The organism is Rhizobium sp. NXC24, from assembly GCF_002944315.1.
In the GTDB taxonomy this organism is placed as follows: domain Bacteria; phylum Pseudomonadota; class Alphaproteobacteria; order Rhizobiales; family Rhizobiaceae; genus Rhizobium.
Map to the genome: position 1 here is coordinate 971550 of NZ_CP024311.1, position 23046 is coordinate 994595.

At 60.1% G+C, this 23046-nt stretch carries 28 protein-coding genes; 14 read left to right on the forward strand and 14 right to left on the reverse strand.

Annotation, left to right across the window (positions count from 1 at the left end):
* Nucleotides 1-20: 20 nt before the first annotated feature.
* Complete coding sequence (locus tag NXC24_RS04740) at nucleotides 21-659, forward strand: hypothetical protein (protein WP_104822257.1); 639 nt, start codon at nucleotides 21-23, stop codon at nucleotides 657-659.
* A gap of 173 nt (nucleotides 660-832) precedes the next feature.
* On the opposite strand, the gene NXC24_RS04745 is transcribed toward NXC24_RS04740, so the two are convergent.
* Both NXC24_RS04745 and NXC24_RS04750 read right to left on the reverse strand, forming a co-directional pair.
* Entirely contained in the window at nucleotides 833-1525 is a 693-nt protein-coding gene (locus NXC24_RS04745; protein ID WP_104822258.1) for an HAD family hydrolase, read from the reverse strand.
* A gap of 193 nt (nucleotides 1526-1718) precedes the next feature.
* Nucleotides 1719-2153: a MarR family winged helix-turn-helix transcriptional regulator gene (locus NXC24_RS04750; RefSeq protein ID WP_158704418.1), complete on the reverse strand. Its 435-nt coding sequence runs from the start codon at nucleotides 2151-2153 to the stop codon at nucleotides 1719-1721.
* A gap of 97 nt (nucleotides 2154-2250) precedes the next feature.
* On the opposite strand from NXC24_RS04750, the gene NXC24_RS04755 reads away from it, so the two are divergent.
* On the forward strand, nucleotides 2251-2919 hold the full coding sequence (locus NXC24_RS04755) for a GntR family transcriptional regulator (RefSeq protein ID WP_104822260.1): 669 nt from the start codon (nucleotides 2251-2253) through the stop codon (nucleotides 2917-2919).
* 64 nt (nucleotides 2920-2983) lie between these two features.
* On the opposite strand, the gene NXC24_RS04760 is transcribed toward NXC24_RS04755, so the two are convergent.
* Complete coding sequence (locus tag NXC24_RS04760; protein ID WP_104822261.1) at nucleotides 2984-3706, reverse strand: helix-turn-helix transcriptional regulator; 723 nt, start codon at nucleotides 3704-3706, stop codon at nucleotides 2984-2986.
* A gap of 71 nt (nucleotides 3707-3777) precedes the next feature.
* On the opposite strand from NXC24_RS04760, the gene NXC24_RS04765 reads away from it, so the two are divergent.
* Both NXC24_RS04765 and NXC24_RS04770 read left to right on the forward strand, forming a co-directional pair.
* A complete protein-coding gene (locus tag NXC24_RS04765) occupies nucleotides 3778-4107 on the forward strand; it encodes an NIPSNAP family protein (protein ID WP_104822262.1) in 330 nt (109 codons plus the stop codon).
* The gene (locus NXC24_RS04770) at nucleotides 4104-4496 is read left to right on the forward strand and encodes an antibiotic biosynthesis monooxygenase (protein WP_104822263.1); all 393 of its coding nucleotides are present in this window, start codon (nucleotides 4104-4106) and stop codon (nucleotides 4494-4496) included. Before NXC24_RS04765 ends, NXC24_RS04770 begins: the two co-directional genes overlap by 4 nt.
* Here the strand turns inward: NXC24_RS04770 and NXC24_RS04775 are convergent.
* Together NXC24_RS04775 and NXC24_RS04780 are read right to left on the reverse strand one after the other, a co-directional pair.
* On the reverse strand, nucleotides 4449-4796 hold the full coding sequence (locus tag NXC24_RS04775) for a HepT-like ribonuclease domain-containing protein (protein WP_245463929.1): 348 nt from the start codon (nucleotides 4794-4796) through the stop codon (nucleotides 4449-4451). The genes NXC24_RS04770 and NXC24_RS04775 overlap by 48 nt on opposite strands.
* Complete coding sequence (locus NXC24_RS04780; RefSeq protein ID WP_104822265.1) at nucleotides 4796-5092, reverse strand: nucleotidyltransferase domain-containing protein; 297 nt, start codon at nucleotides 5090-5092, stop codon at nucleotides 4796-4798. The genes NXC24_RS04775 and NXC24_RS04780 overlap by 1 nt, the downstream gene beginning before the upstream one ends.
* 144 nt (nucleotides 5093-5236) lie before the next feature.
* On the opposite strand from NXC24_RS04780, the gene NXC24_RS04785 reads away from it, so the two are divergent.
* Nucleotides 5237-6367: a site-specific DNA-methyltransferase gene (locus NXC24_RS04785; RefSeq protein WP_104822266.1), complete on the forward strand. Its 1131-nt coding sequence runs from the start codon at nucleotides 5237-5239 to the stop codon at nucleotides 6365-6367.
* Between the two features lie 171 nt (nucleotides 6368-6538).
* Here NXC24_RS04785 and NXC24_RS04790 read toward each other — a convergent pair whose 3' ends face one another.
* Genes NXC24_RS04790 through mutY form a run of 3 tightly spaced genes read right to left on the reverse strand, consistent with a single transcriptional unit; the run spans nucleotide 6539 to nucleotide 8635 of the window.
* The gene (locus NXC24_RS04790; protein WP_104822267.1) at nucleotides 6539-6904 is read right to left on the reverse strand and encodes a nuclear transport factor 2 family protein; all 366 of its coding nucleotides are present in this window, start codon (nucleotides 6902-6904) and stop codon (nucleotides 6539-6541) included.
* Between the two features lie 4 nt (nucleotides 6905-6908).
* Nucleotides 6909-7523, reverse strand: a complete 615-nt coding sequence (locus NXC24_RS04795) for an HAD family phosphatase (RefSeq protein WP_104822268.1) — start codon at nucleotides 7521-7523, stop codon at nucleotides 6909-6911.
* Entirely contained in the window at nucleotides 7520-8635 is a 1116-nt protein-coding gene (mutY, locus tag NXC24_RS04800) for an A/G-specific adenine glycosylase (RefSeq protein ID WP_104822269.1), read from the reverse strand. Before mutY ends, NXC24_RS04795 begins: the two co-directional genes overlap by 4 nt.
* Before the next feature lie 111 nt (nucleotides 8636-8746).
* Between mutY and NXC24_RS04805 the strand changes: the two genes are divergently transcribed.
* From NXC24_RS04805 to NXC24_RS04835, 7 genes are all read left to right on the forward strand, one after another.
* Entirely contained in the window at nucleotides 8747-9199 is a 453-nt protein-coding gene (locus tag NXC24_RS04805; protein ID WP_104822270.1) for a hypothetical protein, read from the forward strand.
* A gap of 57 nt (nucleotides 9200-9256) precedes the next feature.
* The gene (locus NXC24_RS04810) at nucleotides 9257-9775 is read left to right on the forward strand and encodes a DUF721 domain-containing protein (RefSeq protein WP_245463930.1); all 519 of its coding nucleotides are present in this window, start codon (nucleotides 9257-9259) and stop codon (nucleotides 9773-9775) included.
* Between the two features lie 22 nt (nucleotides 9776-9797).
* Complete coding sequence (locus NXC24_RS04815; protein ID WP_104825010.1) at nucleotides 9798-10022, forward strand: DUF6290 family protein; 225 nt, start codon at nucleotides 9798-9800, stop codon at nucleotides 10020-10022.
* Nucleotides 10006-10188 carry a type II toxin-antitoxin system RelE/ParE family toxin gene (locus tag NXC24_RS04820; protein ID WP_311319437.1) on the forward strand — a complete coding sequence of 61 codons (183 nt, stop codon included), beginning with the start codon at nucleotides 10006-10008 and terminating at the stop codon, nucleotides 10186-10188. The genes NXC24_RS04815 and NXC24_RS04820 overlap by 17 nt, the downstream gene beginning before the upstream one ends.
* Before the next feature lie 277 nt (nucleotides 10189-10465).
* Nucleotides 10466-11203 (forward strand): DsbA family protein, encoded by a 738-nt coding sequence (locus tag NXC24_RS04825; protein WP_104822271.1) that lies wholly within the window; start codon nucleotides 10466-10468, stop codon nucleotides 11201-11203.
* Between the two features lie 117 nt (nucleotides 11204-11320).
* Complete coding sequence (locus NXC24_RS04830; RefSeq protein ID WP_104822272.1) at nucleotides 11321-14782, forward strand: chromosome segregation SMC family protein; 3462 nt, start codon at nucleotides 11321-11323, stop codon at nucleotides 14780-14782.
* A gap of 142 nt (nucleotides 14783-14924) precedes the next feature.
* Nucleotides 14925-16241, forward strand: coding sequence for a hemolysin family protein (locus tag NXC24_RS04835; protein WP_104822273.1), 1317 nt, complete (start codon nucleotides 14925-14927; stop codon nucleotides 16239-16241).
* Nucleotides 16242-16264: 23 nt separating this feature from the next.
* Here the strand turns inward: NXC24_RS04835 and NXC24_RS04840 are convergent, their stop codons facing one another.
* Nucleotides 16265-16597, reverse strand: a complete 333-nt coding sequence (locus NXC24_RS04840; protein WP_104822274.1) for a HigA family addiction module antitoxin — start codon at nucleotides 16595-16597, stop codon at nucleotides 16265-16267.
* Between the two features lie 9 nt (nucleotides 16598-16606).
* Nucleotides 16607-16876 carry a type II toxin-antitoxin system RelE/ParE family toxin gene (locus NXC24_RS04845; RefSeq protein ID WP_104825011.1) on the reverse strand — a complete coding sequence of 90 codons (270 nt, stop codon included), beginning with the start codon at nucleotides 16874-16876 and terminating at the stop codon, nucleotides 16607-16609.
* 182 nt (nucleotides 16877-17058) lie between these two features.
* Here NXC24_RS04845 and ppdK point away from each other — a divergent pair, with 182 nt between their 5' ends.
* Nucleotides 17059-19725, forward strand: coding sequence for a pyruvate, phosphate dikinase (gene ppdK, locus NXC24_RS04850; protein ID WP_104822275.1), 2667 nt, complete (start codon nucleotides 17059-17061; stop codon nucleotides 19723-19725).
* A 27-nt stretch (nucleotides 19726-19752) separates the two neighbouring features.
* Here the strand turns inward: ppdK and NXC24_RS04855 are convergent, their stop codons facing one another.
* On the reverse strand, nucleotides 19753-20019 hold the full coding sequence (locus tag NXC24_RS04855; RefSeq protein ID WP_104822276.1) for a hypothetical protein: 267 nt from the start codon (nucleotides 20017-20019) through the stop codon (nucleotides 19753-19755).
* A 122-nt stretch (nucleotides 20020-20141) separates the two neighbouring features.
* Complete coding sequence (locus NXC24_RS04860; protein WP_199773523.1) at nucleotides 20142-20558, reverse strand: hypothetical protein; 417 nt, start codon at nucleotides 20556-20558, stop codon at nucleotides 20142-20144.
* A 242-nt stretch (nucleotides 20559-20800) separates the two neighbouring features.
* On the opposite strand from NXC24_RS04860, the gene NXC24_RS04865 reads away from it, so the two are divergent.
* A complete protein-coding gene (locus NXC24_RS04865) occupies nucleotides 20801-21733 on the forward strand; it encodes a DUF1499 domain-containing protein (RefSeq protein WP_104825012.1) in 933 nt (310 codons plus the stop codon).
* A 6-nt stretch (nucleotides 21734-21739) separates the two neighbouring features.
* Here the strand turns inward: NXC24_RS04865 and NXC24_RS04870 are convergent, their stop codons facing one another.
* Both NXC24_RS04870 and NXC24_RS04875 read right to left on the reverse strand, forming a co-directional pair.
* Nucleotides 21740-22648 carry an MBL fold metallo-hydrolase gene (locus NXC24_RS04870; RefSeq protein ID WP_104822278.1) on the reverse strand — a complete coding sequence of 303 codons (909 nt, stop codon included), beginning with the start codon at nucleotides 22646-22648 and terminating at the stop codon, nucleotides 21740-21742.
* Entirely contained in the window at nucleotides 22645-22944 is a 300-nt protein-coding gene (locus NXC24_RS04875) for a cupin domain-containing protein (protein WP_104822279.1), read from the reverse strand. The genes NXC24_RS04870 and NXC24_RS04875 overlap by 4 nt, the downstream gene beginning before the upstream one ends.
* Nucleotides 22945-23046 lie beyond the last annotated feature (102 nt).

The window sequence follows — 23046 nt, forward strand, 5'->3', positions numbered from 1 at the left end:
TGCAGAGGGTGGAATATATAGTGTTTGGCAGGGTTTCGCGTCGTCTTTTTTCCGCTTCGCTTCTGGCATTGTTGGCTGGTTGTAGTTCTCTTGGTTTCGGCGGTAGCGACAAGCAGACCGGAACGGATGTGACGGTGGCGCCGCAGGCAGTGGCGGGCAATCCATCCGCCGCCAGCCCCGCGCCGCAGGTGACCGGCGGCCAATCCTATGTCGCCGGCAAATGCCCACAAGTCGTCATCCGCGATGAGGCGTCCAGCTACCGCACCTACGCCAAGGGCGCCAAGGACGATCCGAACCAGTTGACCTATCAGGCATCGCTCGCCCAGGCGACGCGCCAGTGCACGACCGACGGCACCAGCCTCAGCATCAATATCGTTGCGCAGGGCCGTCTTGTCGCCGGCCCGGTGGGCGGCCCCGGCAAGGTGACCATGCCGATCCATGTCGCCGTCATGGACAACAACACCGCGCTCTATAGCAAGACCGTCAATTTCACCGCCGAAATCCCGCCGGGCGAAACCACGACGCAGTTCCTCTTCACCGACAACGACATCAACGTCGCCGGCGGCTCCGGTGGCTTCACGGTTGTTCAGATCAGCTTCGATCAGGGGCCGCAGAAAGCCGAAAAGGGCCAGAAGCCCGTTCGCAAGAAGCATCAGTAGGGTTGGGATCAGGCAGTAGGCAGTAGGCAGTAGGCAATAGGCAGTAGGCAGTAGGCAGTAGGCAGTAGTAAAAGGTCACCTTGTCCTTGCTACTGCCGGCAATATAGCTGCAACATCTATTGCCTATTGCCTATTGCCTATTGCCTATTGCCTATTGCCTATTGCCTATTGCCTCACAAAACCCCTTCCCACTCCGCCAGCGCCATGACCACGCCGGGCAGATCCATCATCCGGGCGATGACCGTTTCCGCACCCGCATCCGTCAGCCGGTCGGCATGCGAAGGGTAGGTGTGCGAAGCGCCGGTGAAGCCGATGACACGCATGCCGGCGGCACGCGCTGCTTGGACGCCATGGACCGAGTCTTCGACGACGATGACGTTGGCCGGCGGAACGTTCATCTGCTTGGCACCATGCAGGAAAATATCCGGCTTCGGCTTGACGCGATCGGCACCGAGATCCTTGGCGGAATAGATGTGCGGCGCAAACAGTTCCTTGTAGCCGACCTTGGAAAGCATCATGTCAATCCGCGCGGAGCTGGAATTCGAGCAGATGCAACGCGGCATTGGCAGGCGCGACAGGGCAAAAGGAACGCCCGGGATAGCCTTGACGTCATTGGCGAGCCGCAAGTCGAGTAGCTTCTCGGACTTGTCGAGCAGCGAAGCCGAGAGCGGAATGCTCGCCTCACGCTCGACTTCGAACAGAATGTTCTGCCAGGTCATGCCGGAAAAACGCTCGCCCATTTCTTCGGCGCTGATCGGGTAACCCGCTTCCGTCAGGAGCTTGGATTCAACATCCGCTGCGATGATTTCCGAATCGACCAGAACGCCGTCGCAGTCGAAGATGATGAGATCGAAGCCATTGCTCATGAGAATACACTGCCTTTGAAGGGGCTCTGGATTGGCATGGCCTTGTGCAAAACCGCTTCGCACTTTTTGGGGCCTGCTCTGAAATGGATCGTGCGGCTTTACACGATGCTCCGGCAAAGCTCAACCAATGAGCAGACATGGCAGTAATGCATTGGCGGAAAGGATGGCCGGGGTTCGGGCGTGATTTGAAGGGTCAGCCGTGGTGGGTCATGTTGAAAAAGTCGCTGCGCAGGCTTTTTGCGTGCAGTTGGCCAACCTGCGACTCATATTCCTCTTGAGCCGCCCGCCAGCAGGGCTCCGCCTCTGCAATCTTGCTTTCCCCGGCCGGCGATAGCTCCAACAGCAGCCGACGGCTCCCTTCCGTTTCGGGCGCGCTGATGATCAGCCCCTGTTGTTGCAGCGGCTTTACGGCCCGCAGCAGGGTCGTGCGGTCCATTAGCATTGCTGCCGCCAGTTCGTTCATGGTCATCCGCTCATTCTGGCGGAGGAAATTCAGGAGTGAAAACTGAGTGCTGGTTATGCCGGTTGGCGCCATATGGCGCTCGTAGAGTTTCGAGACGTGCCTCGCCAGTTGCCGAGTCGCCAGGCAATGGCACGCAAGGGGACCAAGATCGTCTTCGGTTTGCATGAACTTACTATGCTTGTGCATATGCACCAAGTCAAGTTGTCACCGCGCTTGATCAGGATGGCTCGACAAGGCCGATCGTCATCTTTAAGGATCGGCCATGGCCAAAGAGCGCGACGACACGATTGCCAGCCGTATCAGCCGGGTGCTTGCCGACCGCATCATCCGCGGCGAGATCGCACCCGATGCGCGGTTGCGGCAGGATCATATTGCCGAGGAGTTCGGTGCCAGCCATGTGCCGGTGCGCGAGGCATTCCGGCGGCTGGAGGCTCAAGGCCTGGCGATCAACGTGCCCCGCCGTGGTGTCCGCGTCGCCTCCTTCGATCTCAAGGAAGTTCGCGAAGTCGCGGAAATGCGGGCTGCCCTCGAGGGGCTGGCGCTGAAGCATGCCGCGCAGCACCTGACGCCGGCAATTCTCGATGCCGCCGAAGAGGCGACGCGGGAAGGGGATGCGGCTGCCGATGTCCGCGCCTGGGAGGAGGCGAACCGCCGCTTCCACCGCCTGATCCTCGCGCCCTGCGGCATGCCGCGGCTGCTCGCATCGATCGACGATCTGCATGCCGCCAGCGCTCGCTTCCTCTTCTCCGCCTGGCAATCGGGCTGGGAAAAACGCACAGACCACGACCATCGCGCCATCCTTGCGGCCCTGCGCCAGGGGCGGACGGAGGAGGCTGCGTCTATCCTGCAGAAACATGTGCAGTGGATCGGCCGATCCCCCGTACGGACGCCCTCGGGTTCGACGCGCGAAGCTTTTGCGATCGTTGGGTAAATCATAGTTTGGATGTTCTGGCGCCGATGATGTTGCGCCCTTCATTGGAGCGACGTCTCAACACTCAGGCGTCGACACCGTCGCGTTCTTGGTTCGTCGCATCCGCGTCGATGGGAAAAAGCGCCAGAAACCGGCGTTCGCCTTCTGATGTAAACAGGATCGAGCGGCTGTTTTCCGATCGCCGCGCCCAGCCCTTGTCGAAGAAGTTGGAAAGCAGCGCCTTGCCGAGGCTGCCGGCGAGGTGCGCCCGGCGTTCGCTCCAATCGAGGCAGGAGCGGCAGAGCGGGCGCCGCGTCGAGCGCAGCCCATTCACATCAATGCCGATCGAGGTGAGATGCTTTTCGCCGCGCTCCGTCAGGCTCAAGCCGTCATCGAGAGCCGAGATCGCACCGGCCGCAATCAGGCTGTCGAGCATGCGCACACCGTAATCACCGGCGAGATGGTCGTAGCAGATGCGTGCCTTGCGAAGGGCCGGCTCTTTCGGACCGGGGCGGTGGCGCAGGTGCCCTCGCGTAGCGGCGAAGCCCATGATACTTTCGAGCAGCTTGCCGACGCCGTCATCGGCCAGCGCGAAATAGCGGTGCCGGCCTTGTTTGCGTTGCGCGAGCAACCCGCCTGCTTCGAGCTTCGACAGATGCGTGCTCGCCGTCTGCAGCGTGATACCGCCGGCCGCCGCCAACTCCGTTGCAGTCAGGGCACGGCCGCCCATCAGCGCGGTCAGCATATTCGCCCGCGCCGGATCGCCAATGAGCGCACCTATCTGCGCGATGTCAGGACCTTCCTTCATACTTCGATCGTAACCGAAGCATAGACGTCGCGCAATGTGCGACAACATCTCCATCACCAAAGGAGACAACCATGATCACCTGTTTCATCCGCTATGAGATCGATCCCTTCAAAAAGGACGCCTTTGCCGAATATGCCAGGGCCTGGGGCCAGGTCATCCCACGCAACGGCGCGGACCTCATTGGCTATTTTGCCCCGCACGAGGGCTCGGCGACGACCGCTTATGGTGTCTACAATGTCGAGAGCCTGGCTGCCTATGAAGCCTATCGCGCCCGCCTCGCAGCCGATCCGCTCGGCAAGGCGAATTACGATTTCTCCCGCCACGAACGCTTCATCATCAGGGAAGATCGCATCTTCCTGAAAAACGTGTCTCTACCGCACGGCCCAAAGGTGACGCCATGATCGCCGTCATTTTCGAAGTCATTCCCTATCTCGGCGAGCGTCATCACTATCTTGATCTTGCCGGCAAGCTGCGCGCAGAACTCGAAACGATCGACGGTTTCATCTCCATCGAACGCTTCGAGAGCCTGACACAACGCGGTAAGCTTCTCTCGCTTTCCTTCTGGCGCGATGAGGCGGCGGTCAAGGAATGGCGCAATCGTGAAACGCACCGGGCGGCGCAAAAGGCCGGGCGAGGGGTGATATTTGCCGACTATCGGCTGCGCATAGCCCATGTGGTGCGTGATTACGGAATGAATGAGAGGGAAGAGGCACCGGCGGATAGCCGCGCGGTGCATGACGAGCTAATCAACACCGAACCGCAGGCAAAGGGCATCAATAGCAATTTCTAGGGCCGGTAGCTCGTCGACGACCACGCCCCAGATGATCTGGTCGGATAGGCCATGATATTGATGACGCAATATGTTTCCTATGGTCTTGACTTGTTGCCACGGAATCTCCGGCCTCAGAGCTTTGATATCGTCGGGCATGGCCCGACTTGCCTCCGAAATGATTTCTATGGCGCGCTGGACGGCGTGTTGAAACAGCCAATCGCTACGGTAGTCGTCCAGTGTTTTTCCCATGGCGGCTTTGCTGATACCGCGGAGTTCTGCGCGTATGTCCTCGAGCGCGTGTCTAAATTCCCGCGGCATCAAAATACCCGCGTCGCCGAGCGTTCGATCGCCGGTCTCAGGCGGGGATGTAGCCCATCTCTGGTCGTAATGTCGACGGGCGCATGAAGATCTTCTTCGAGCAAGAACTTGATACTGATCAGATCGAAAGCATTGAAACGACTAGCCGGGTCATAGTCGACAAAAATATCCACATCACTCGATGGTTGCGCCTCATTCCGGGAAACAGAGCCGAAAAGGTAAAGCGACGTTGCACCGAGCGCCCGGATGGCGTCCGCGTTGTTTTTAAGCCGCGTTATCGTTTCGTTTCGGTCCATGAGAATGTTCTATCGCATTCGCTGTTATTTTTCTATGCCGCGAATAATTTCTCAAATCGCCCGCCGCTTTAGCCTTTGGTAACCAACTTAGGTAACCATAACACTCAGTTAATCGTATCGAGTAAGTGTAACAGCGAGTATCACATGGCGTCAGTTTTCCCGCTTGCCGACCTCAGGACTTCCGCAACGCCGGGCTCTTGGGTCGACACGATCATCAAGGGCGATTGCGTAGCCGCTCTTGAAGCACTGCCCACCCATTCCGTCGACGTCATCTTCGCGGACCCGCCTTACAATTTGCAGCTCGGCGGTACGCTGCATCGCCCCGATCAATCGCTTGTCGACGCCGTTGACGACGAATGGGACCAGTTTGCCTCCTTCGAGGCTTATGATGCCTTTACCCGCGCCTGGCTTCTCGCCTGCCGTCGCGTGCTGAAGCCGACGGGCACCATCTGGGTCATCGGCTCCTATCACAATATTTTCCGCGTCGGCGCTACGATGCAGGATCTGAACTTCTGGATCCTCAACGACATCGTCTGGCGCAAGACCAATCCGATGCCGAATTTCAAGGGACGTCGTTTCCAGAACGCCCATGAAACGATGATCTGGGCGAGCCCGAACGCCAAGGCCAAGGGCTACACCTTCAACTACGACGCCATGAAGGCCGCCAATGACGATGTGCAGATGCGCTCCGATTGGCTGTTCCCGATCTGCAGCGGCGGCGAACGGTTGAAGGATCAGGATGGCAAAAAGGCGCATCCGACACAGAAGCCGGAAGCCCTGCTTGCCCGCGTCATCATGGCATCGTCCAAGCCCGGCGACATCATCCTCGATCCGTTCTTCGGCTCTGGGACCACCGGTGCCGTCGCCAAGCGTCTCGGCCGTCATTTCGTCGGCATCGAACGCGAGCAGGATTACATCGATGCGGCCAGCGCCCGCATCGCCGCCGTCGAGCCGCTCGGTAAGGCGGAACTGACCGTCATGACAGGCAAGAAGGCTGAAGTTCGCGTCGCCTTCAACGTTTTGATCGAAAGTGGTCTCATCAAGCCCGGCCAGGTGCTGACGGATGCGAGGCGTCGCTACAGTGCCATCGTGCGCGCCGATGGCACGGTCGCCTCCGGTGGCGAAGCGGGCTCCATTCATCGCCTCGGTGCGAAAGTCCAGGGCCTTGATGCATGCAACGGATGGACGTTTTGGCACTTCGACGATGGGCATTCCCTGCGCCCGATCGACGACCTGCGTTCGATCGTCCGCAATGATCTGGCCAAGGTGGAATAATTCCAACTATTTCAGCGGCATAATCTTCTCCGAGAGCCTTTCCCGACTATCGGGATCGTGCCGCGGCCGGATCCGCATATCCGCCTTCTTCCGTCGAGTACCTCCAGTTAGGGAGGAAGGCGAGACGCCCAGGATTCTCGAATCCTGGGCGCCATTTTTTTGCCTGACGGCTTAGAATTCCTGATAGTCCGTCACTTCGACCCGGACGACGCGTCCGTCTTCGTCGAAGGTGATCGTCTCTTCGCCCTCGCGGATCAGCGGCTTACCGGTTTTGCTGTTCGTTGCCCGGACGGACCAGACACTCCGGCCGGAAAGCGGCGTCAGCGTTTCCACCAATGAATTGACTGCGGTTTGATCCGGATAGGTATCGAAATAGCCATGGAAGGCCTCCATGATTGCCTCGCGACCTGCGAGGCTGCCGACGCCGTTCGAGACATAGGTGGCGTTCTCCGCGAAGAAATCCTCGATTGCTTCGAAATCGAGCCTGTTGATCGCGTCATGAAAGAGGGTGATGCGTTCTGCCGGATCGAAAATCATGGGCTCAAACCTGGATGCCGTAGGCGGCGAGATCGCTGCGCAGCTTCGCGGCGCCGGTGAAATGGACTGCATTCCAACCCGCAGCTTTCGCACCTTCGACGTTGGCAAGCGAATCGTCGATGAAGATGGTCGAGGCCGGATCGAGCTCGAAACTTTTCACATGCGCCTCATAGATTGCAACGTCCGGCTTGATCAGGCCGATGTCGCCGGACACGGTGACGCCGCGCGGCTTGGAGAGGAAATCGAAGCGCGTCTGCGCTTCACGAAACGTATCGGAGGCAAAGTTGGTCAGCATGGTGACGTCACGGCCCTCGGCAATCAGCTTCTCCATGATGGCGACGCTATCGTCATAGGCATGCGGCACCATATCGTGCCAATATTTGCGGAAGGCACGGATCTGTTCCTCGCGCTCGGGATGGTCGGCGATCAGCAGCGCTTCGGCTTCTTCCCACGTCCGGCCGCGATCCTGCTCGATGTTCCATTCATTTGTGCAGACATTGGCGAAGAACCAGGTTCGCTCTGCTTCATCGGGGATGAGGCGGCCATAAGGAATGCTCGGATCATAGTGAAGAAGCACTTTGCCGATGTCGAAGACAATGTGCCGGATTTCCGTCGTCATGAATTATGTCCTGCCTTTTCGAATGTCTTGGTCTTTGTGAATGCGCGTGGAATAGCCTGAATGATCGCTTTTTTCATGACGGTGGGCAGCGCCTGGGCTTCAAGATTTGTAACCGGCTCCCACCATCCGTCATTGTGGGTAGTGTTCGATGCCACTTGAGCGCGATAGATCGATAGCCGCAGTTCGAAGTGAGTAAAGACATGCGTCACGCTCCCCGCCGCCTGCCAGTCGGCCGGGAAGGGGGCGGCCGCAGCACTGGTCTCGCCGTCAAGCCGTGCTGTCCAGCCGGTGGTAGGCACTTCGGTCATGCCGCCGAGCAGGCCGCTGGCGATGCGCCGGCGCAGGTAAATTTCACCATCGTCATTCACCGCCACAAAAGCGGCACCCTGGCGCATCGGCTTTTCCTTCTTTGCCGCTTTGACCGGAAAATGTTCGGGATCATGCAGCCGCAATGCCTCGCAGGCATTGTTGAAGGGACAGAGCGAACAGGCCGGCCGTTTCGGCGTGCAGATCGTCGCCCCCAGATCCATCATCGCCTGCGCGAAATCGCCGGGACGATCGGCTGGCGTCAGCAATGCCACCTTCTGCTTCATCAATGGTTTCGCGGCCGGCAATGGCGTGGCGATGGCATATAGCCTGGAGATAACCCGCTCGACATTGCCGTCCATGACAGCCGCCTGCCGGTTGAATGCAATGGCCGCGACCGCCGCTGCGGTATAGTCGCCGATTCCGGGCAAGGCCCGCAGCCCGTCCTCGGTGTCGGGAAACCGACCGTCATGTTCCGCCGCCACAGCCTCCGCGCATTTCTTCAGGTTGCGGGCGCGGGCGTAATAGCCGAGCCCGGCCCAGGCGGCCATGACATCGTCGGTGGGCGCCGCCGCAAGATCATCAACCGTCGGCCAGCGCTCCAGGAATTTGGCGAAATAGGCTTTGACCGCCGGCACGGTGGTCTGCTGCAACATTACCTCGGAGAGCCAGATATGATAGGGATCGGGCCGGATGCCGCGCGCTGCCATCGGCGGCGAGACGCGCCAGGGCAGGTCGCGGTGATGGCGGTCGTACCAGGCAAGCAGCTTTCCAGACAGGGAGGATATTTGCGATGAAAGGTCCATAATTTCCTTCGATCAAGCGATTACATCCAACTCTCTAGACGCAACTATGCTGGAAACGGAAGTCGGAAAATATTGGGCTGCCTAGAAGTCAGCCATCAAGGAGAATTCATCATGCTTATCGAGCTTTTCGATCGTCTACTGAATGCGAGTCCCAACCTGGGGCTTCTGAATATCTGCGCAGCGGAAATTCTTTTCTTGTCGCTTGTCTACTACGCGATGTGGAAGTTGTTGCACACGCAGCCATTCAAATTTCTTACCGTCTATCTCAAGCAGGAATTTCAGCCGCAACGAACGAAGCGCTCTCGTCGTTCGCAGTTGATTTATCATGCGTTTGGTGTGTTTTTCTTCCTCATGATGGCGGTATGCGTATATGCCGCTTCCTCGGTCGTATTGCTCGTTGCTGCCTGGCATACCGGTCAGAAGGATGTGTTCCCTCTACAGCTATTGGCTCTGGGGTTTTTCCTTCTTGGTCTTGTTGTAGCGGGGCTGATGCGTAACAATGCAGTGCAGGAGTGGAGATCATTTCACGCTCTTTTACAGAACAGAAAAGGCGGTTCTCTTTGACATTCCTGCTGCGCCAATGCTTCGTTGAGACGCTGGGGAGCGAACTATAGCCTCAAAATGAGCGAATATCGCCTGTCAAAAATGCCGCGTCGTGGCGAAAAGCAGATTTCCGAGCTGACCAACGGCATCGTCGATCCCGTCTTGGCCAAGCGCGCTGGCATCAACACGGCGCTGCTTGGCTCCTGGGACGAGATCGCAGGCGAGGATTTTGCCGAATGCACGCGGCCGGAAAAGATTGCCTGGGCCAAACGCGGCGGTTCGGGCGAGGACGGCGGTTACCAGCCCGGCGTGCTGACCGTCGCCTGCGAGGGCGCCCGCGCCCTGTTCCTGACCCATGCGCAGGGCGAACTGATCCAGCGCATCAACGGCTTCTTCGGCTTCCATGCCGTCAGCCAGATCCGCATCGTCCAAAAGCCTGTTTCCATCACTTCAAAACGCTCCCGCACTCCCCCGCCGCTAAAGGGCGAGGCGGCGCGAAAGCTGGAAGACATGATGGACGGGATCGAGGACGACAAACTGCGTGCGGCAATTCAGAGATTGGGCACCGCGATGGTTTGGAAGCGGGGTAAAAGATAGCTCTATTTTGGGAGATAAGATGATGTTGGCCCTGCGGCTTCCGCCGGAAATTGAAGCAAGGCTCGATGCGCTTGCCAAGCGCACCGGGCGCAGCAAAAGCTTTTATGCTCGTGAGGCAATCCTCGAGCACCTGGACGATCTTGAGGATATCTATCTTGCGGAGAAACGCCTGGAAGAGTTTCGCCGGGGCGAGAGCGATACTGTTTCTTTGGCTGAGTTAATGGCGCGCTATGGCGTGGACGATTGAGTTTCAGCGATCTGCGGAGCGCGAACTCGAAAAGCTCGGACATGAGACTTCGCGACGCATTCTTAAATTTCTCCATGAGCGTGTTTCCAAGCTGGACAATCCGCGCTCCATCGGCGAGGCCTTGAAAGGTTCTGATCTTGGTGACTTTTGGAAATATCGGGTCTGAGACTGCCGGGTAATCGCGCATATCGAAGATAGCGCTATACGAATTCTGATTGTTCGAATCGGAAATCGCCGTGAGATTTATCGAAGATAGTGCCGCATAGTGGCTCATCTTCACGGCCGTCTGCCCATCCCTGCGAATTCTGACGATAATTTAACCTCTTTGTCTTCGGTAGGTCACAATTCTTTGAAGAAAGTTGGTCAACCGTGCCTTGTTCGCAGCAACTAGCCGTTATATCGCAGTGAACCATTCAAAGACCTCTTAAACGACGGGTGACTATATGCCGATGTCCGACATGCTCTTGACCAAACGCCACCTGCTGGGCGGCACCGCCGTTGCGGCCCTCTCTATGGCGTTCGCTGCCTTTGCCGACACCGCATCCGCCGCAAACGCCACCACGGTCGGTGGTGCGCAGGAGACCACCAACACCGCTGCCTCGCCGGAGGATGAAGTCCCGTCGTCGGAAGGCAATGTCGACATGAACGAGGTGCTGAAGCCCGGCCCCTTGCCGGAAATCGCACTCGGCAAGGAAGACGCGCCGGTCAAGATCGTCGAATACATGTCGCTGACCTGCCCGCACTGCGCGCATTTCGCCGTTACCACCTTCGACGCGATCAAGCAGAAATACGTCGACACCGGCAAGGTTCGCTTCATCATCCGCGAATTCCCCTTCGATCCGCGCGCTGCCGCCGCCTTCATGCTGGCCCGTTGCGCGCCGCAGGAACAGTACTTGCCGATGGTCGATATGCTGTTCAAACAGCAAATCGCCTGGGCTTCACCGGATGTCGATGGCCGTGCCGCGCTGCTGCAAATGTCGAAACTTGCCGGTTTTACTGAGGATAGCTTTACGAAATGCTTGACGAACCAGAAGCTTCTGGATGATGTCAACTCAGTTAGGGAACGCGCAGCCAAAGACTTCGGCGTCAATGCTACGCCGACCTTCTTGATCAACGGCAAGCGTTATGCAGGGGACATGTCGGTTGGTGCCATGTCGAAGCTCATCGATAGCCTTCTCTGATCCGTGCCTTTTCGAAACGGCGGGCGGCGGGGAAACCCGCGCGCCCGTTTTTTTGTGCCTCACTTCTGATGGGGTTTCTTCCTTCCCCCGCTGTCGCGGAGAGGGGGAGTGGCGCTTATGAAGTTCAACAGGCTTCGTCTCGTCGGCTTCAAATCCTTCGTGGAGCCGGCGGAATTCGTCATCGAACGCGGCTTGACCGGCGTCGTCGGCCCGAACGGTTGCGGCAAGTCCAACCTGGTCGAAGCGCTGCGCTGGGTGATGGGCGAGAACTCCTACAAGAACATGCGCGCTTCCGGCATGGACGACGTCATTTTCTCCGGTTCCGGCAATCGTCCCGCGCGCAATACCGCGGAAGTCGGCCTCTATCTCGACAATAGCGACCGCACGGCGCCGGCCGCCTTTAACGACAGCGACGAAATCCAGGTCACCCGCCGCATCGAGCGCGAGCAGGGCTCGCTTTATCGCATCAACGGCAAGGAAGCCCGTGCCAAGGATGTACAACTGCTATTCGCCGATGCCTCGACCGGCGCGCGTTCGCCGTCGATGGTTGGGCAGGGGCGCATTGGCGAGTTGATCCAGGCCAAGCCACAGGCCCGGCGCCAGCTTCTTGAAGAGGCCGCCGGCATTTCCGGCCTGCATTCGCGCCGGCATGAGGCGGAGCTTCGTCTGCGCGCCGCCGAAGGCAACCTCGAGCGTCTCGACGACGTGACCTCGCAGCTTGAGAGCCAGATCGAGAGCCTGAAGCGCCAGGCGCGGCAGGCCAACCGGTTCAAGATGTTGTCCGCCGACATCCGCGCCCGCGAGGCGATGCTCCTGCATATCCATTGGGTGCAGGCGAAGGAGGCGGAAGCGGAGGCCGACAACGCGCTCAAGCAGGCAACCGTTCTGGTCGCTGAAAAGGCGCAGATACAAATGGAGGCGGCGAAGGCGCAGGGCATTGCCAGCTTCAAGCTGCCGGACCTGCGCGAAGAAGAGGCAAAAGCCGCCGCCGCATTGCAGCGTCTGCAAATTGCTCGCACCCAGCTTGAAGAGGATGCCAACCGCATTCTGCGGCGTCGAGACGAGCTGACCCGGCGGCTGGCACAACTGGCCGAAGACATCAGCCGTGAAGAGCGCCTCGTTGCCGATAATGCCCAAATCCTGGCAAAGCTCGATGCGGAGGAGGCCGATATCGCCGATATTCTCGCCGATTCCGGCCGGCTTGCCGAGGAAACGCGCGAGGCTTTCGAGGAGGCTGCCGCGAAGCTGGCCGATAGCGAGCGTATCTTTACCGGGCTGACTGCCGAGCGCGCCGAGGCCGCCGCCGCCCGCAATCAGCTCGAGCGCGCCATCCGCGATCTTGCCGACCGGAAGATGCGGCTGGAACGGCAGATGGATGAGGCCAACGGGGAGCTCGCTGCGATCGATGAAAAGATAGCCGCCCTGCCGGATCCTGGCGAAAAGCGCGACGTGGTCGAAGCCGCTGAAAATGTCGTCGCCGACACCGAGGTGGCGATCCAGTTCGTTGAGGCGGCCCTCTCCAAGGCTCGCGAGACGGAGGCTTTATCGCGCGCGCCGGTCGATGAAGCCCGTTCGCGGCTGAATGCCTTGGAAACGGAAGCGCGCACGATCTCCAATATGCTCGCGGCGGGAGCCACCTCGGGCGCATTTGCACCCGTTGCGGAAGAGCTGCGCGTCGACCGTGGCTTCGAGACCGCGCTCGGCGCAGCTCTTGGCGACGATCTGGAATCGCCGCTGGATCCGCAAGCGCCCGCCCACTGGTCCGACAATGGCAGCGGCGCGGCCGATCCTGCCCTGCCGGACGGTGTCGTGCCACTGATTTCGTATGTGGGCGCACCGGCGGCATTGACGCGACGCTTGCGCCAGATCGGCCTTGTCACTGCCGCAGACGCTATGCGCCTCATGCCGGCATTGAAGCCAGGCCAGCGGCTGGTGACGAAGGACGGCGCCGTATTTCGTTGGGACGGGCATGTGACCGGGGCAGACGCTCCCAGCGCGGCGGCTCTGCGGCTGGCACAGAAGAATCGTCTTGCGGAGCTTGAGGCCGAAGCCGAGGTGGCGCGCGATATCCTGGCTGAGGCTGAGGAGCGTTTGGCGATTGCCGGCGACGCGATCCGGGCCGAGGAATCCCGTCTTGTCGTTGCGCGTGATACCAGCCGGCTCGCTGCCCGCCACCTTGCGGAAACTCGCGAAGCATTGGCGATGGCCGAGCGCGCCTCCGGCGATCTGATCCGCCGTCGCGATGTCATCACGGAAGCTGCCAGCCATCTGCAGGCGCAGATGGAAGAGGTGGCGGTGCGAGATGAAAATGCCCGTATCGAACTAGAGGATGCGCCCGATCTGGCGGACATCGACTTGAAGCTGCGCGACCAGCAGGCGGAGGTCGCCACGGATCGCGGCGCGCTTGCCGAAGCGCGTGCCCGTTACGAAGGGCTGAATCGGGAAAATGAGGCCCGGCAGCGCCGCATCCTGGCGATTCGCCAGGAGCGTGACGGTTGGCGCCAGCGCGCCGCCAGCGCCGAAGAGCATATCCAGACCCTGCGCGACCGTGAGGAAGAGGCGCGCGATGAAGCTGCCGAGCTGGACCTTGCCCCGGATGAATTCGATGACAAGCGCCGCGCGCTGATGAATGAATTGCAGAAGGCGGAGGAGGCGCGCCGCACCGCGGCCGACCGCCTGGTCGAGGCGGAAATCGTTCAGCGCGAGGCCGATCGTCAGGCCGCCACGGCACTGTCGGAATTGGCGGAAAGCCGTGAAAAGCGTGGCCGTATCGAGGAGCGCCTGGTTTCCGCCCGCGAGCGCCGCCAGGAAAGCGAGTTGCGTATCCGCCAGACGCTGAATGTCGAACTGCATGAGGTGCTGCGGCTTGCCGGCCTGTCGGCGGGGCAGAATATTCCCGATTTGCGCGAGGTCGAGCGCGAGCTGGAGCGGCTTAAGATCGAGCGCGAGCGCCTTGGTGCCGTCAACCTGCGCGCCGAGGAGGAAAGCAGGGAACTGACAGAACGGCTGCGGGCCTTGATCAAGGAGCGTGATGATGTCATCGACGCCATCCGCAAGCTGCGCGGTGCGATCCAGAGCCTCAACCGCGAAGGCCGCGAGCGGCTGATCGCCGCTTTCGATGTTGTCAATGTGCAGTTCCAGCGGCTGTTTACCCGTCTCTTCGGCGGCGGCACGGCCGAGTTGCAACTGATCGAATCCGACGATCCGCTGGAGGCGGGCCTCGAAATTCTCGCCCGTCCGCCGGGTAAGAAGCCGCAGACCATGACGCTGCTTTCCGGCGGCGAACAGGCGCTGACAGCGATGGCGCTGATCTTTGCCGTCTTTCTCACCAATCCGGCCCCCATCTGCGTGCTGGACGAGGTGGACGCGCCGCTCGACGACCATAATGTCGAGCGCTATTGCAATCTCATGGACGAGATGGCGGCCTCGACCGAGACGCGTTTCGTGGTCATCACCCACAATCCCATCACCATGGCCCGCATGGACCGGCTCTTCGGCGTGACCATGGCCGAACAGGGTGTCTCACAGCTTGTGTCCGTCGACCTGCAGACCGCGGAGCAACTGCGGGAAATAGCTTGAGGCGCCTCTTTCCGATTGGAAAAAGGAAAAGCTATTCCCATATCGACAAGAAATTGCCGCCTCGGCTGCCGCACAGCCAAAAAGCGTGTTAGATTTGTTCTCGATCAATAATACGTGGCGCTAATCCGCCCGGAAGGGAAGTATGTCTGGATTTGATGGCGGTATTTTCGATTTCCTCGGAATACTCGCCGTATTGCTGCTCGTCGCTGCGAATGGTTTCTTCGTTGCGGCCGAATTTTCGCTTGTCTCCGTTCGGCGCAGTCGTGTGGCCGAACTAGTCTCCGAGGGGCGGATGAACGCGACCGCCTTGCAAAGGGCAGTCGACAATCTCGACGCCAATCTCGCGGCCACTCAGCTCGGCATCACCATATCTTCGCTCGCTCTCGGTTGGGTGGGCGAACCGGCGCTTGCGCACCTCCTGGAGCCTCTTCTCGATTTTCTGCCTGGCTCCTGGGCTGCTGCCGGATCGCATGCCGTGGCTGTCGTGATTTCCTTCATCATCATTACGGCCCTGCACATCGTCCTTGGCGAACTTGCGCCGAAGAGCCTGGCATTGCAGCGCAGCGAAGGCACCGCCCTCGGCGTGGTGCGGCCGCTGGGCCTGTTTCTGTTCTTGCTCCGCCCGGCGATCTTGGTGTTGAACGGTCTCGGCAATATGGTTTTGCGCCTCTTTGGCCTGCGGCCGGGCGCCGGTGAAGGCTCGCTGCATTCGCCTGCGGAAATCAAAATGCTGGTCGCCGAAAGCCAGGAAGCAGGCCTGTTGGAACAGGCGCAGCAGGAATTGGTCGAACGCGTCTTCAACATCGGCGACCGCGATGTCTCCGATATCATGACGCCGAGGTTGGAGGTCGATTGGATCGATGCCGAGGACTCGCCAGAGGAGATGCTGAAGGCTATTCGCGAAAGCCGTTTCGACCAACTTCTCGTCGGTCGCGGGACGATCGACGAACCGATCGGCATGATCCTGAAGAAGGATCTTCTCGACCAACTCCTCAACGGCCAATCGCTCGATCCGATAGCGGTTATGCGGCAGCCTCTTATCGTTCATGAAGCAACTGCCGTTTTCAAGGTTCTCGAGAGCTTCAAGCGCGCGCCTGTCCGTCTCGCCATGGTCATCGATGAATATGGTAGCCTGGAGGGCATCGTCACGCAGACCGACCTGCTGGAAGCCATCGCCGGCGACTTGCCGGATATGGAGAACGAAGGACCGGATATCGTCGAGCGGGCCGACGGCTCCTTGCTGATCGAAGGCATGATGCCGGCCTATGACGCTTTCCAGCGGCTCGGCCTGCGCGAGCGTTCCGAAGACAATTTCCACACCTTCGCGGGCTTCGCGCTCTACCAACTCGGTCATATCCCCGAGGTCGGCGAGAGCTTTACATTCGACGGCTGGCTCTTCGAAATCGTCGATTTGGACGGTATGCGGATCGACAAGATTCTGGCGCGGCGGGAGGTGTGAGCCTAGTCGCCTGTTGGCGGTCTTTAGGTTGCGGTCGATGGCGGGTCGTTTGGCTTGCCTTTGAATGGTGCCACCTTGATGTCTCCCTCCCGCTTGCGGGCTTGAGCAATGTCGTAGCTATTCTGCATCCGCATCAGCGTATCCATAGACACGCCAAATGCCTTCTCGATTCTGAGAGCCATTTCTGGCGATAGGTGGGCTCGTTCATTGAGAAGCGCGGACAAGGCCGGGCGCGTAACGCCCAGCGCCTTGGCTGCGTCGGTGACGGAAAGCTCAAGAGCTTCAATGATCTCGCTTTTGACGAACCCGCCCGGATGGGCTGGGTTTTTCATACGGATGCCCTGCAAAGCGTTCATGGCCATCTCCTAGTGATAATCTTCATAATCGAGGTCGATGATCTCAATTTCTGTCCGGTCTATCCGAAACGTCAGTCGCCAGTTTTTCGTGACAAAGAGGCTCCAAGTGCCTTTGCGGTCGCCGGTGAGTAGATGGGCTTTCCAACTCGGCACCGTCCGCAATTCCTCCTCTTGTTCCATATCCTGGAGGAAGGAAATAATTCGCCGTAGTTTTGGCACGAGGGCCGGCTGCAAGCCGGAGGCATCATCCCCCTTATGAATCACGTTTCTGATCTTCATGATTTTAACTAGTTGGGCACGCGTCATGCGTCAAGTGACGCTTTACACACCTGCTATATTGGACACGATTTTTAACACTGCGATTTTATATTTATTGTGCAGCGCAACATTTCGCCGCATTTGTCGATTTTCATTTCCACCTCAATGAATTAAGTTCAACCTTAGGAGTTGGACGGGGGAAAATGACGAAGTGGGTTTATACATTCGGCGACGGGAAGGCCGAGGGGCGCGCCAAGGACTATGAGCGGCTCGGGGGGAAGGGCGCCAATCTTGCCGAAATGTGCAGCCTTGGCCTGCCGGTTCCCCCTGGCTTGACGATCATCAGCGAAGTCTGCGCTTTCTATTACAAAAACGGCCGCAACGTTCCGGAAGACCTGAAGCTGCAGGTGATGCAGGGGCTGAAGCAGATGGAGGCGATCACCGGGCGCAAGTTCGGCGATACCATTCGCCCGCTGCTCGTTTCCGTACGCTCTGGCGGTCGCGCCTCCATGCCTGGCATGATGGATACCGTCCTCAATCTCGGCCTCAACGACGACACGGTGCAGGCGCTCGGCCATGATGCCGGCGACGCCCGCTTCGCCTGGGACAGCTATCGGCGCTTCATCCAGATGTATGCCGATGTCGTCATGGGTCTCGACAACGAGATTTTCGAGGAAATCCTGGAGGATGAGAAGGCTCGCCTCGGCCATGAGTTCGATACCGATCTTTCTGCCGTTGAGTGGCAGCATGTTGTCTCGCTTTATAAGGCCGTCATAGAAGAGGAACTGGACGAGGCTTTCCCGCAGGAGCCCGAGGTGCAGCTATGGGGTGCCGTCGGCGCGGTGTTTTCCAGTTGGATGAACCCGCGTGCGATCACCTATCGTCATTTGCATAATATTCCCGAAGCCTGGGGCACGGCGGTCAATATCCAGGCCATGGTCTTCGGCAATCTCGGCAATTCTTCCGCCACGGGTGTTGCCTTCACCCGCAATCCCTCGACGGGTGAAAAGGAGCTCTACGGCGAATTCCTGGTCAATGCGCAGGGCGAGGATGTCGTCGCCGGTATTCGCACCCCGCAGAGCATCACCGAGGCGGCCCGTATCGCCTCCGGCTACGACCGGCCGTCGATGGAAAAGCTGATGCCGGAAGCCTTTGCCGAATTCCGTCGCATCTGCGCCGAGCTCGAAGCGCATTACCGTGACATGCAGGATCTGGAATTCACCATTGAGCGCGGCAAGCTCTGGATGCTGCAGACCCGCGCCGGCAAGCGCACCACCAAGGCGGCAATGAAGGTCGCTGTCGATATGGTCGACGAAGGTCTGATCACCGAGGATGAGGCCGTTTCGCGCATCGAGCCCTCGACCCTTGATCAGCTCCTTCACCCAACGATCGATCCGCGCGTGCATCGGGAGATCATCGGCTCCGGCTTGCCGGCTTCGCCGGGGGCCGCGACCGGCGAGGTTGTCTTCACCGCCGAGGAGGCGATTGTCGCAGAAGAGGAGGGCCGCAAGGTCATTCTCGTGCGCATCGAGACCAGCCCGGAGGATATTCACGGCATGCATGCCGCCGAGGGGATTCTCACCACGCGCGGCGGCATGACCAGCCACGCGGCGGTGGTTGCCCGTGGCATGGGCATTCCCTGCGTGGTCGGCGCCGGCACCATGCGCATCGACATGCGCAACGAAAAGCTGATCGGCATCGGCGTCACCCTGAAAAAGGGCGACATTGTCACCATCGATGGTTCCACCGGTCAGGTGCTGAAGGGCGAGGTGGCGATGATCCAGCCGGAACTGTCAGGCGATTTCGGGCGTATCATGGAGTGGGCCGACCGCTCGCGCCGCATGACGGTGCGCACAAATGCGGACACACCGGCGGACGCCCGCGCCGCTCGTTCCTTCGGTGCCGAAGGCATCGGCCTTTGCCGCACCGAACACATGTTCTTCGAGGGCGACCGCATCCATGTCATGCGCGAGATGATCCTTGCGGAAGGCGAGGAGGGCCGCCGCGCCGCGCTCGCCAAGCTCTTGCCGATGCAGCGGCTCGATTTCACCGGCATGTTCACCATCATGCACGGCTTGCCGGTGACCATCCGCCTGCTGGACCCGCCATTGCACGAGTTCCTGCCGAAGACGGACGAGGAGATCGCGGAGGTCGCCGGCATCATGGGCATGGAGCCGGCCATATTGCGCCAGCGCGTCGATGCGCTGCATGAGTTCAATCCGATGCTCGGCCATCGCGGTTGCCGCCTGGCGATTTCCTATCCTGAAATCGTCGAGATGCAGGCCCGCGCCATCTTCGAGGCGGCGGTCTCTGCCGCAAAGGAAACGGGTGCCGCGGTCGTGCCGGAGATCATGGTGCCGCTGGTCGGCCTGCGCTCGGAGCTCGATTACGTCAAGGCACGTATCGAAGAGGTGGCCCGCGCGGTCATGACGGAAGCCAAGATGAAGATCGATTATCTCGTTGGCACGATGATCGAGCTGCCGCGCGCGGCCCTCCGCGCGCACATCATCGCGGAAGCGGCCGAATTCTTCTCGTTTGGCACGAATGACCTCACGCAGACCACCTTCGGCATGTCGCGCGACGATGCCGCCGCCTTCATCCCCACCTATCAGCGCAAGGGGATCATAGAGCATGATCCCTTCATCTCACTCGATTTCGACGGCGTGGGAGAACTGATTCGCATCGCTGCCGAGCGCGGCCGTCGCACGCGCAACGATATGAAGCTCGGCATCTGCGGCGAACATGGCGGCGATCCGGCTTCGATCCACTTTTGCGAGGAAATCGGGCTGGATTACGTGTCCTGCTCGCCCTTCCGCGTGCCGATCGCAAGGCTTGCGGCGGCGCAGGCGGCCATCAGAGGCAAGGCTTGAGCTTTCGTCACGGGAGAGGCGAAACGATCAATGCCAACGGCGATGATAATATCCCGGTCCGACCACGATGGACGGCCCCCAGAAGAAATCATCATTGCTTTCCATGAAAGCACGCTGATCCGCGCGCCGGCTCAGATCCTGATTCATCAGGCAATTGGCGAAATTCTCGGTGCCGCGGCGGAAGCCGTAGCTGCTGCATCTCGCTTCATCGGCCGCGCGAATCTCCTCTGCCGTCTGACAGGCCGACAGCACCGTAGCGATGACGATGAGGGAAAGTGCGGGAAAAATACGCATGACTCGATATCCTCGGCACAAATATGCACGCGGGAACTATAGTCTCCCTCAGTGGGGTGCGAAAGTCGTATTGCTGCCCGCTCATCACGAACGGTTGAATGGCATGCCAGGGTGTGAGTCGTTCAAGCGTCGTCACGCGGCCTTTGCGGCAGGCGTTGCAGCAGATCGACGAAGGCATCGGCGAAGCGGAGCAGGGGTTCGGTTTCCTCATCCGGCTGCAGCAGGCGGATTTCCGCATCGTCTTCGTCGAGCACTGCGAAGATGACGCGCATGGCCTCGCTATCCTCGGGAATCCGCAGGACCGCAATCCGGCGGCAATCCGATATCAATCCCGTGGCGGGGAGATCGAAGAGGAATTCGCCATGTGCAGCCCGGGCCGCATCGCGCACGGCTTCGCAAAAGGCCGCTTCGCCACCGGAAAAACCTTCGAGCGATAATTCCAGCTCCACAAGTTCGAGCGGCAGGGTAGGATCGGCAGCATTGGCGACCGTGCCGGCCGCCGCAGGCAACGGCTTGGCGGCGATGTCCGGCGATTGCATCGTTTCCATCTCCTCAAGTCCTTTCATGGCCTAAGTAAACCCCGAAAAGCATGGCTCTTTTTCAGAATTTAAGCAAGTACTCACATTTTGGGCCGACGGTCCGGGCAGCCGGCTTACGGTCGCGCGTTAATCATGCGTTCCGACATCCGATTTATTTTCGCCATTTCTTGTTCTAAACATGAGGTCGACCTTCGGAATTGGGTAGCATCCGCCTTCCGATCCGACGTGCCGACGAGTTCTTCATGACCATTCGCTTCGACCGTCCCGTTTCGCATGCCGCGCGCGCCTCGCGCCTGATTGCGTCCTTTGCGCTGGTGCTGTGCGGGGTGATTTTGGTTGGCCATCGATTCGGGCCGCTGGAAACGCCCTATTTCGTCCTGCTGCTGCTGATTTCCGCCGGCTTTGCCGGGCTGGCGGTGCTGCTTGCCATCATCGGCCTGACGCAGCTCTGGCGGTTTGCTGCCATCGGGGGCGTTTCGGCTTTTAAGGCGCTGATCTACGCCGCTCTGCCGCTGGCGATCGTCGGCATCGGCGTGGAGCGTTATTGGACACGGCCAGCAATCTACGATGTCTCTACCGATCTCGTCGATGCGCCGGAATGGCTGGCGCCGCCGCAGGCCAAGCAGATCTGGCTGCCGCCGAGGCATTTTGTGACGCCGCAGGACCGCGAGGCCCAATATGCCGCCTATCCGGTGCTGACCGGGCGTCGCTACGAAGGCGCTGCCGACCGCGTGCTCGAGGCTGTGCGCAAGGTCGCGAAGGACAATCATATCACCATCGTCAAGGCCGAAGGCGCCGATGTTGTCGATCCGAACAGCCATGAAAAGCCGAAGCGCCCTGCACGCCGGCAGAACCAGAGCCAGACACCGGACGACAGCGCCGTCACCGACATGCCCGATGTCGTCCCCGTGCCGACGCCGCGGCCTTATCGCGACAGCGTGGCCGATCTGATCCGCCAGAATTCCGACGTCGTCCTGCAGGGCGAGACCCGCACCCGCATTCTCGGCCTGAATTTCGATGTGCTGATCCGCCTGCGTGAAGAGGCGGAGACGACGCTGGTCGATGTGCGCGTTGCCTCGCGCTATGGCCAGGACGATCTCGGCATCAGCGCCAACATAGCCGAAAGCTATCTGAAGGCGCTGGACGCTGAACTCCTGGGCATTGCCGGAAGCTGAAGCCGCTCAGGCCAGCCTATAGGTCCCGAACAGCGCCGGCGGCCCGTCCGTTTCGACCTGACCTTTGCCGACGAGATCCTCCAGATGCGCCAGCACCGAGAGTGCAGCCGCGCCATGCAGGCGTGGGTCGGTTTCGCGATAAATGGCCTTCACCATGTCGGGGATCAGGCGGTCGCCGGCCCTGATCCGCTCCAATACGGCGCGTTCGCGCATGCGCCGATGGGTCCTGAGACCGCGCATGAAGGAGGCGGGTTCCTTCACCGACCCACCATGGCCGGGAAAGAAGAGGCGGTCGTCGCGGGCAAGCAGCCGGTCGAGCGACGCCATGTAATCGGCCATGGAACCATCCGGCGGCGCGACGATCGTCGTCGCCCAGGCCATGACATGATCGGCGGAAAAGACAATGCCGCTGCCTTCCAGCGCAAAGCAGGCGTGATTGGCCGTATGGCCGGGCGTCAGCAATGCGGTCAATTCCCAGCCGTCTCCGGAGACGCTTTCGCCGTCGCCAAGCGCAATATCCGGCCGAAAATCCGTATCCGAGCTTTCGGCGAAGGGATTGACCTCGCCCTCATGCAGCGGCCGCGCGGCGCGGTGCGGCCCTTCGCCAACCGTCAACGCGCCCGTCGCCTCTTTCAGCCGCTTGGCAAGCGGCGAGTGGTCGCGGTGGGTATGGCTGACGAAAATATGCGTCACCTCGCGCCCCTTCAGCGCCGCCATCAGGGCCGCGAAATGCGCGTCATTCTCCGGGCCGGGGTCGATCACCGCCACGGACGAGCCGCCGACGATATAGCTGTTGGTGCCGTGAAAGGTGAAAGCGCTGGGATTGTTGACCGTCATCCGCTCCACGCCGGGCGCAATGGGCACCGCGCGGCCATAGGCTGGCTCAAAGGCAAGATCGAATTCGGGAACGCTCATCTCTTGTATTCAATTTCAATGAAGGACATCGGTTCGGACCCAGCATTGACCACATTATGCTCGACGCCGGCGTCACGCCGGTAGGCCGCGCCCTTGGCAAGATCGACACGGCGGCTTTCGGCCCCTTCCTCGATCAGAAACTGGCAATCCGTCATCGGCACCACGACATAGCCGAGGCCATGGACATGATGGCCGGTATCGGCGCCCGGCTCGAAATCCCAGCGGATAATGCGCACCACGGCGTCGTCGACTAACACCGACGGGACGGCCGGAGGGCGGGCGCGAAACTGGCTCATCAGATCTCCTAAAGTGGATTTTGGAACAGCAAGCCCTATCATAGCCCTGCCGAAAGCACACAGAAATATGCGTTCAGGCATAACTTAGTGATTGTGACCGGA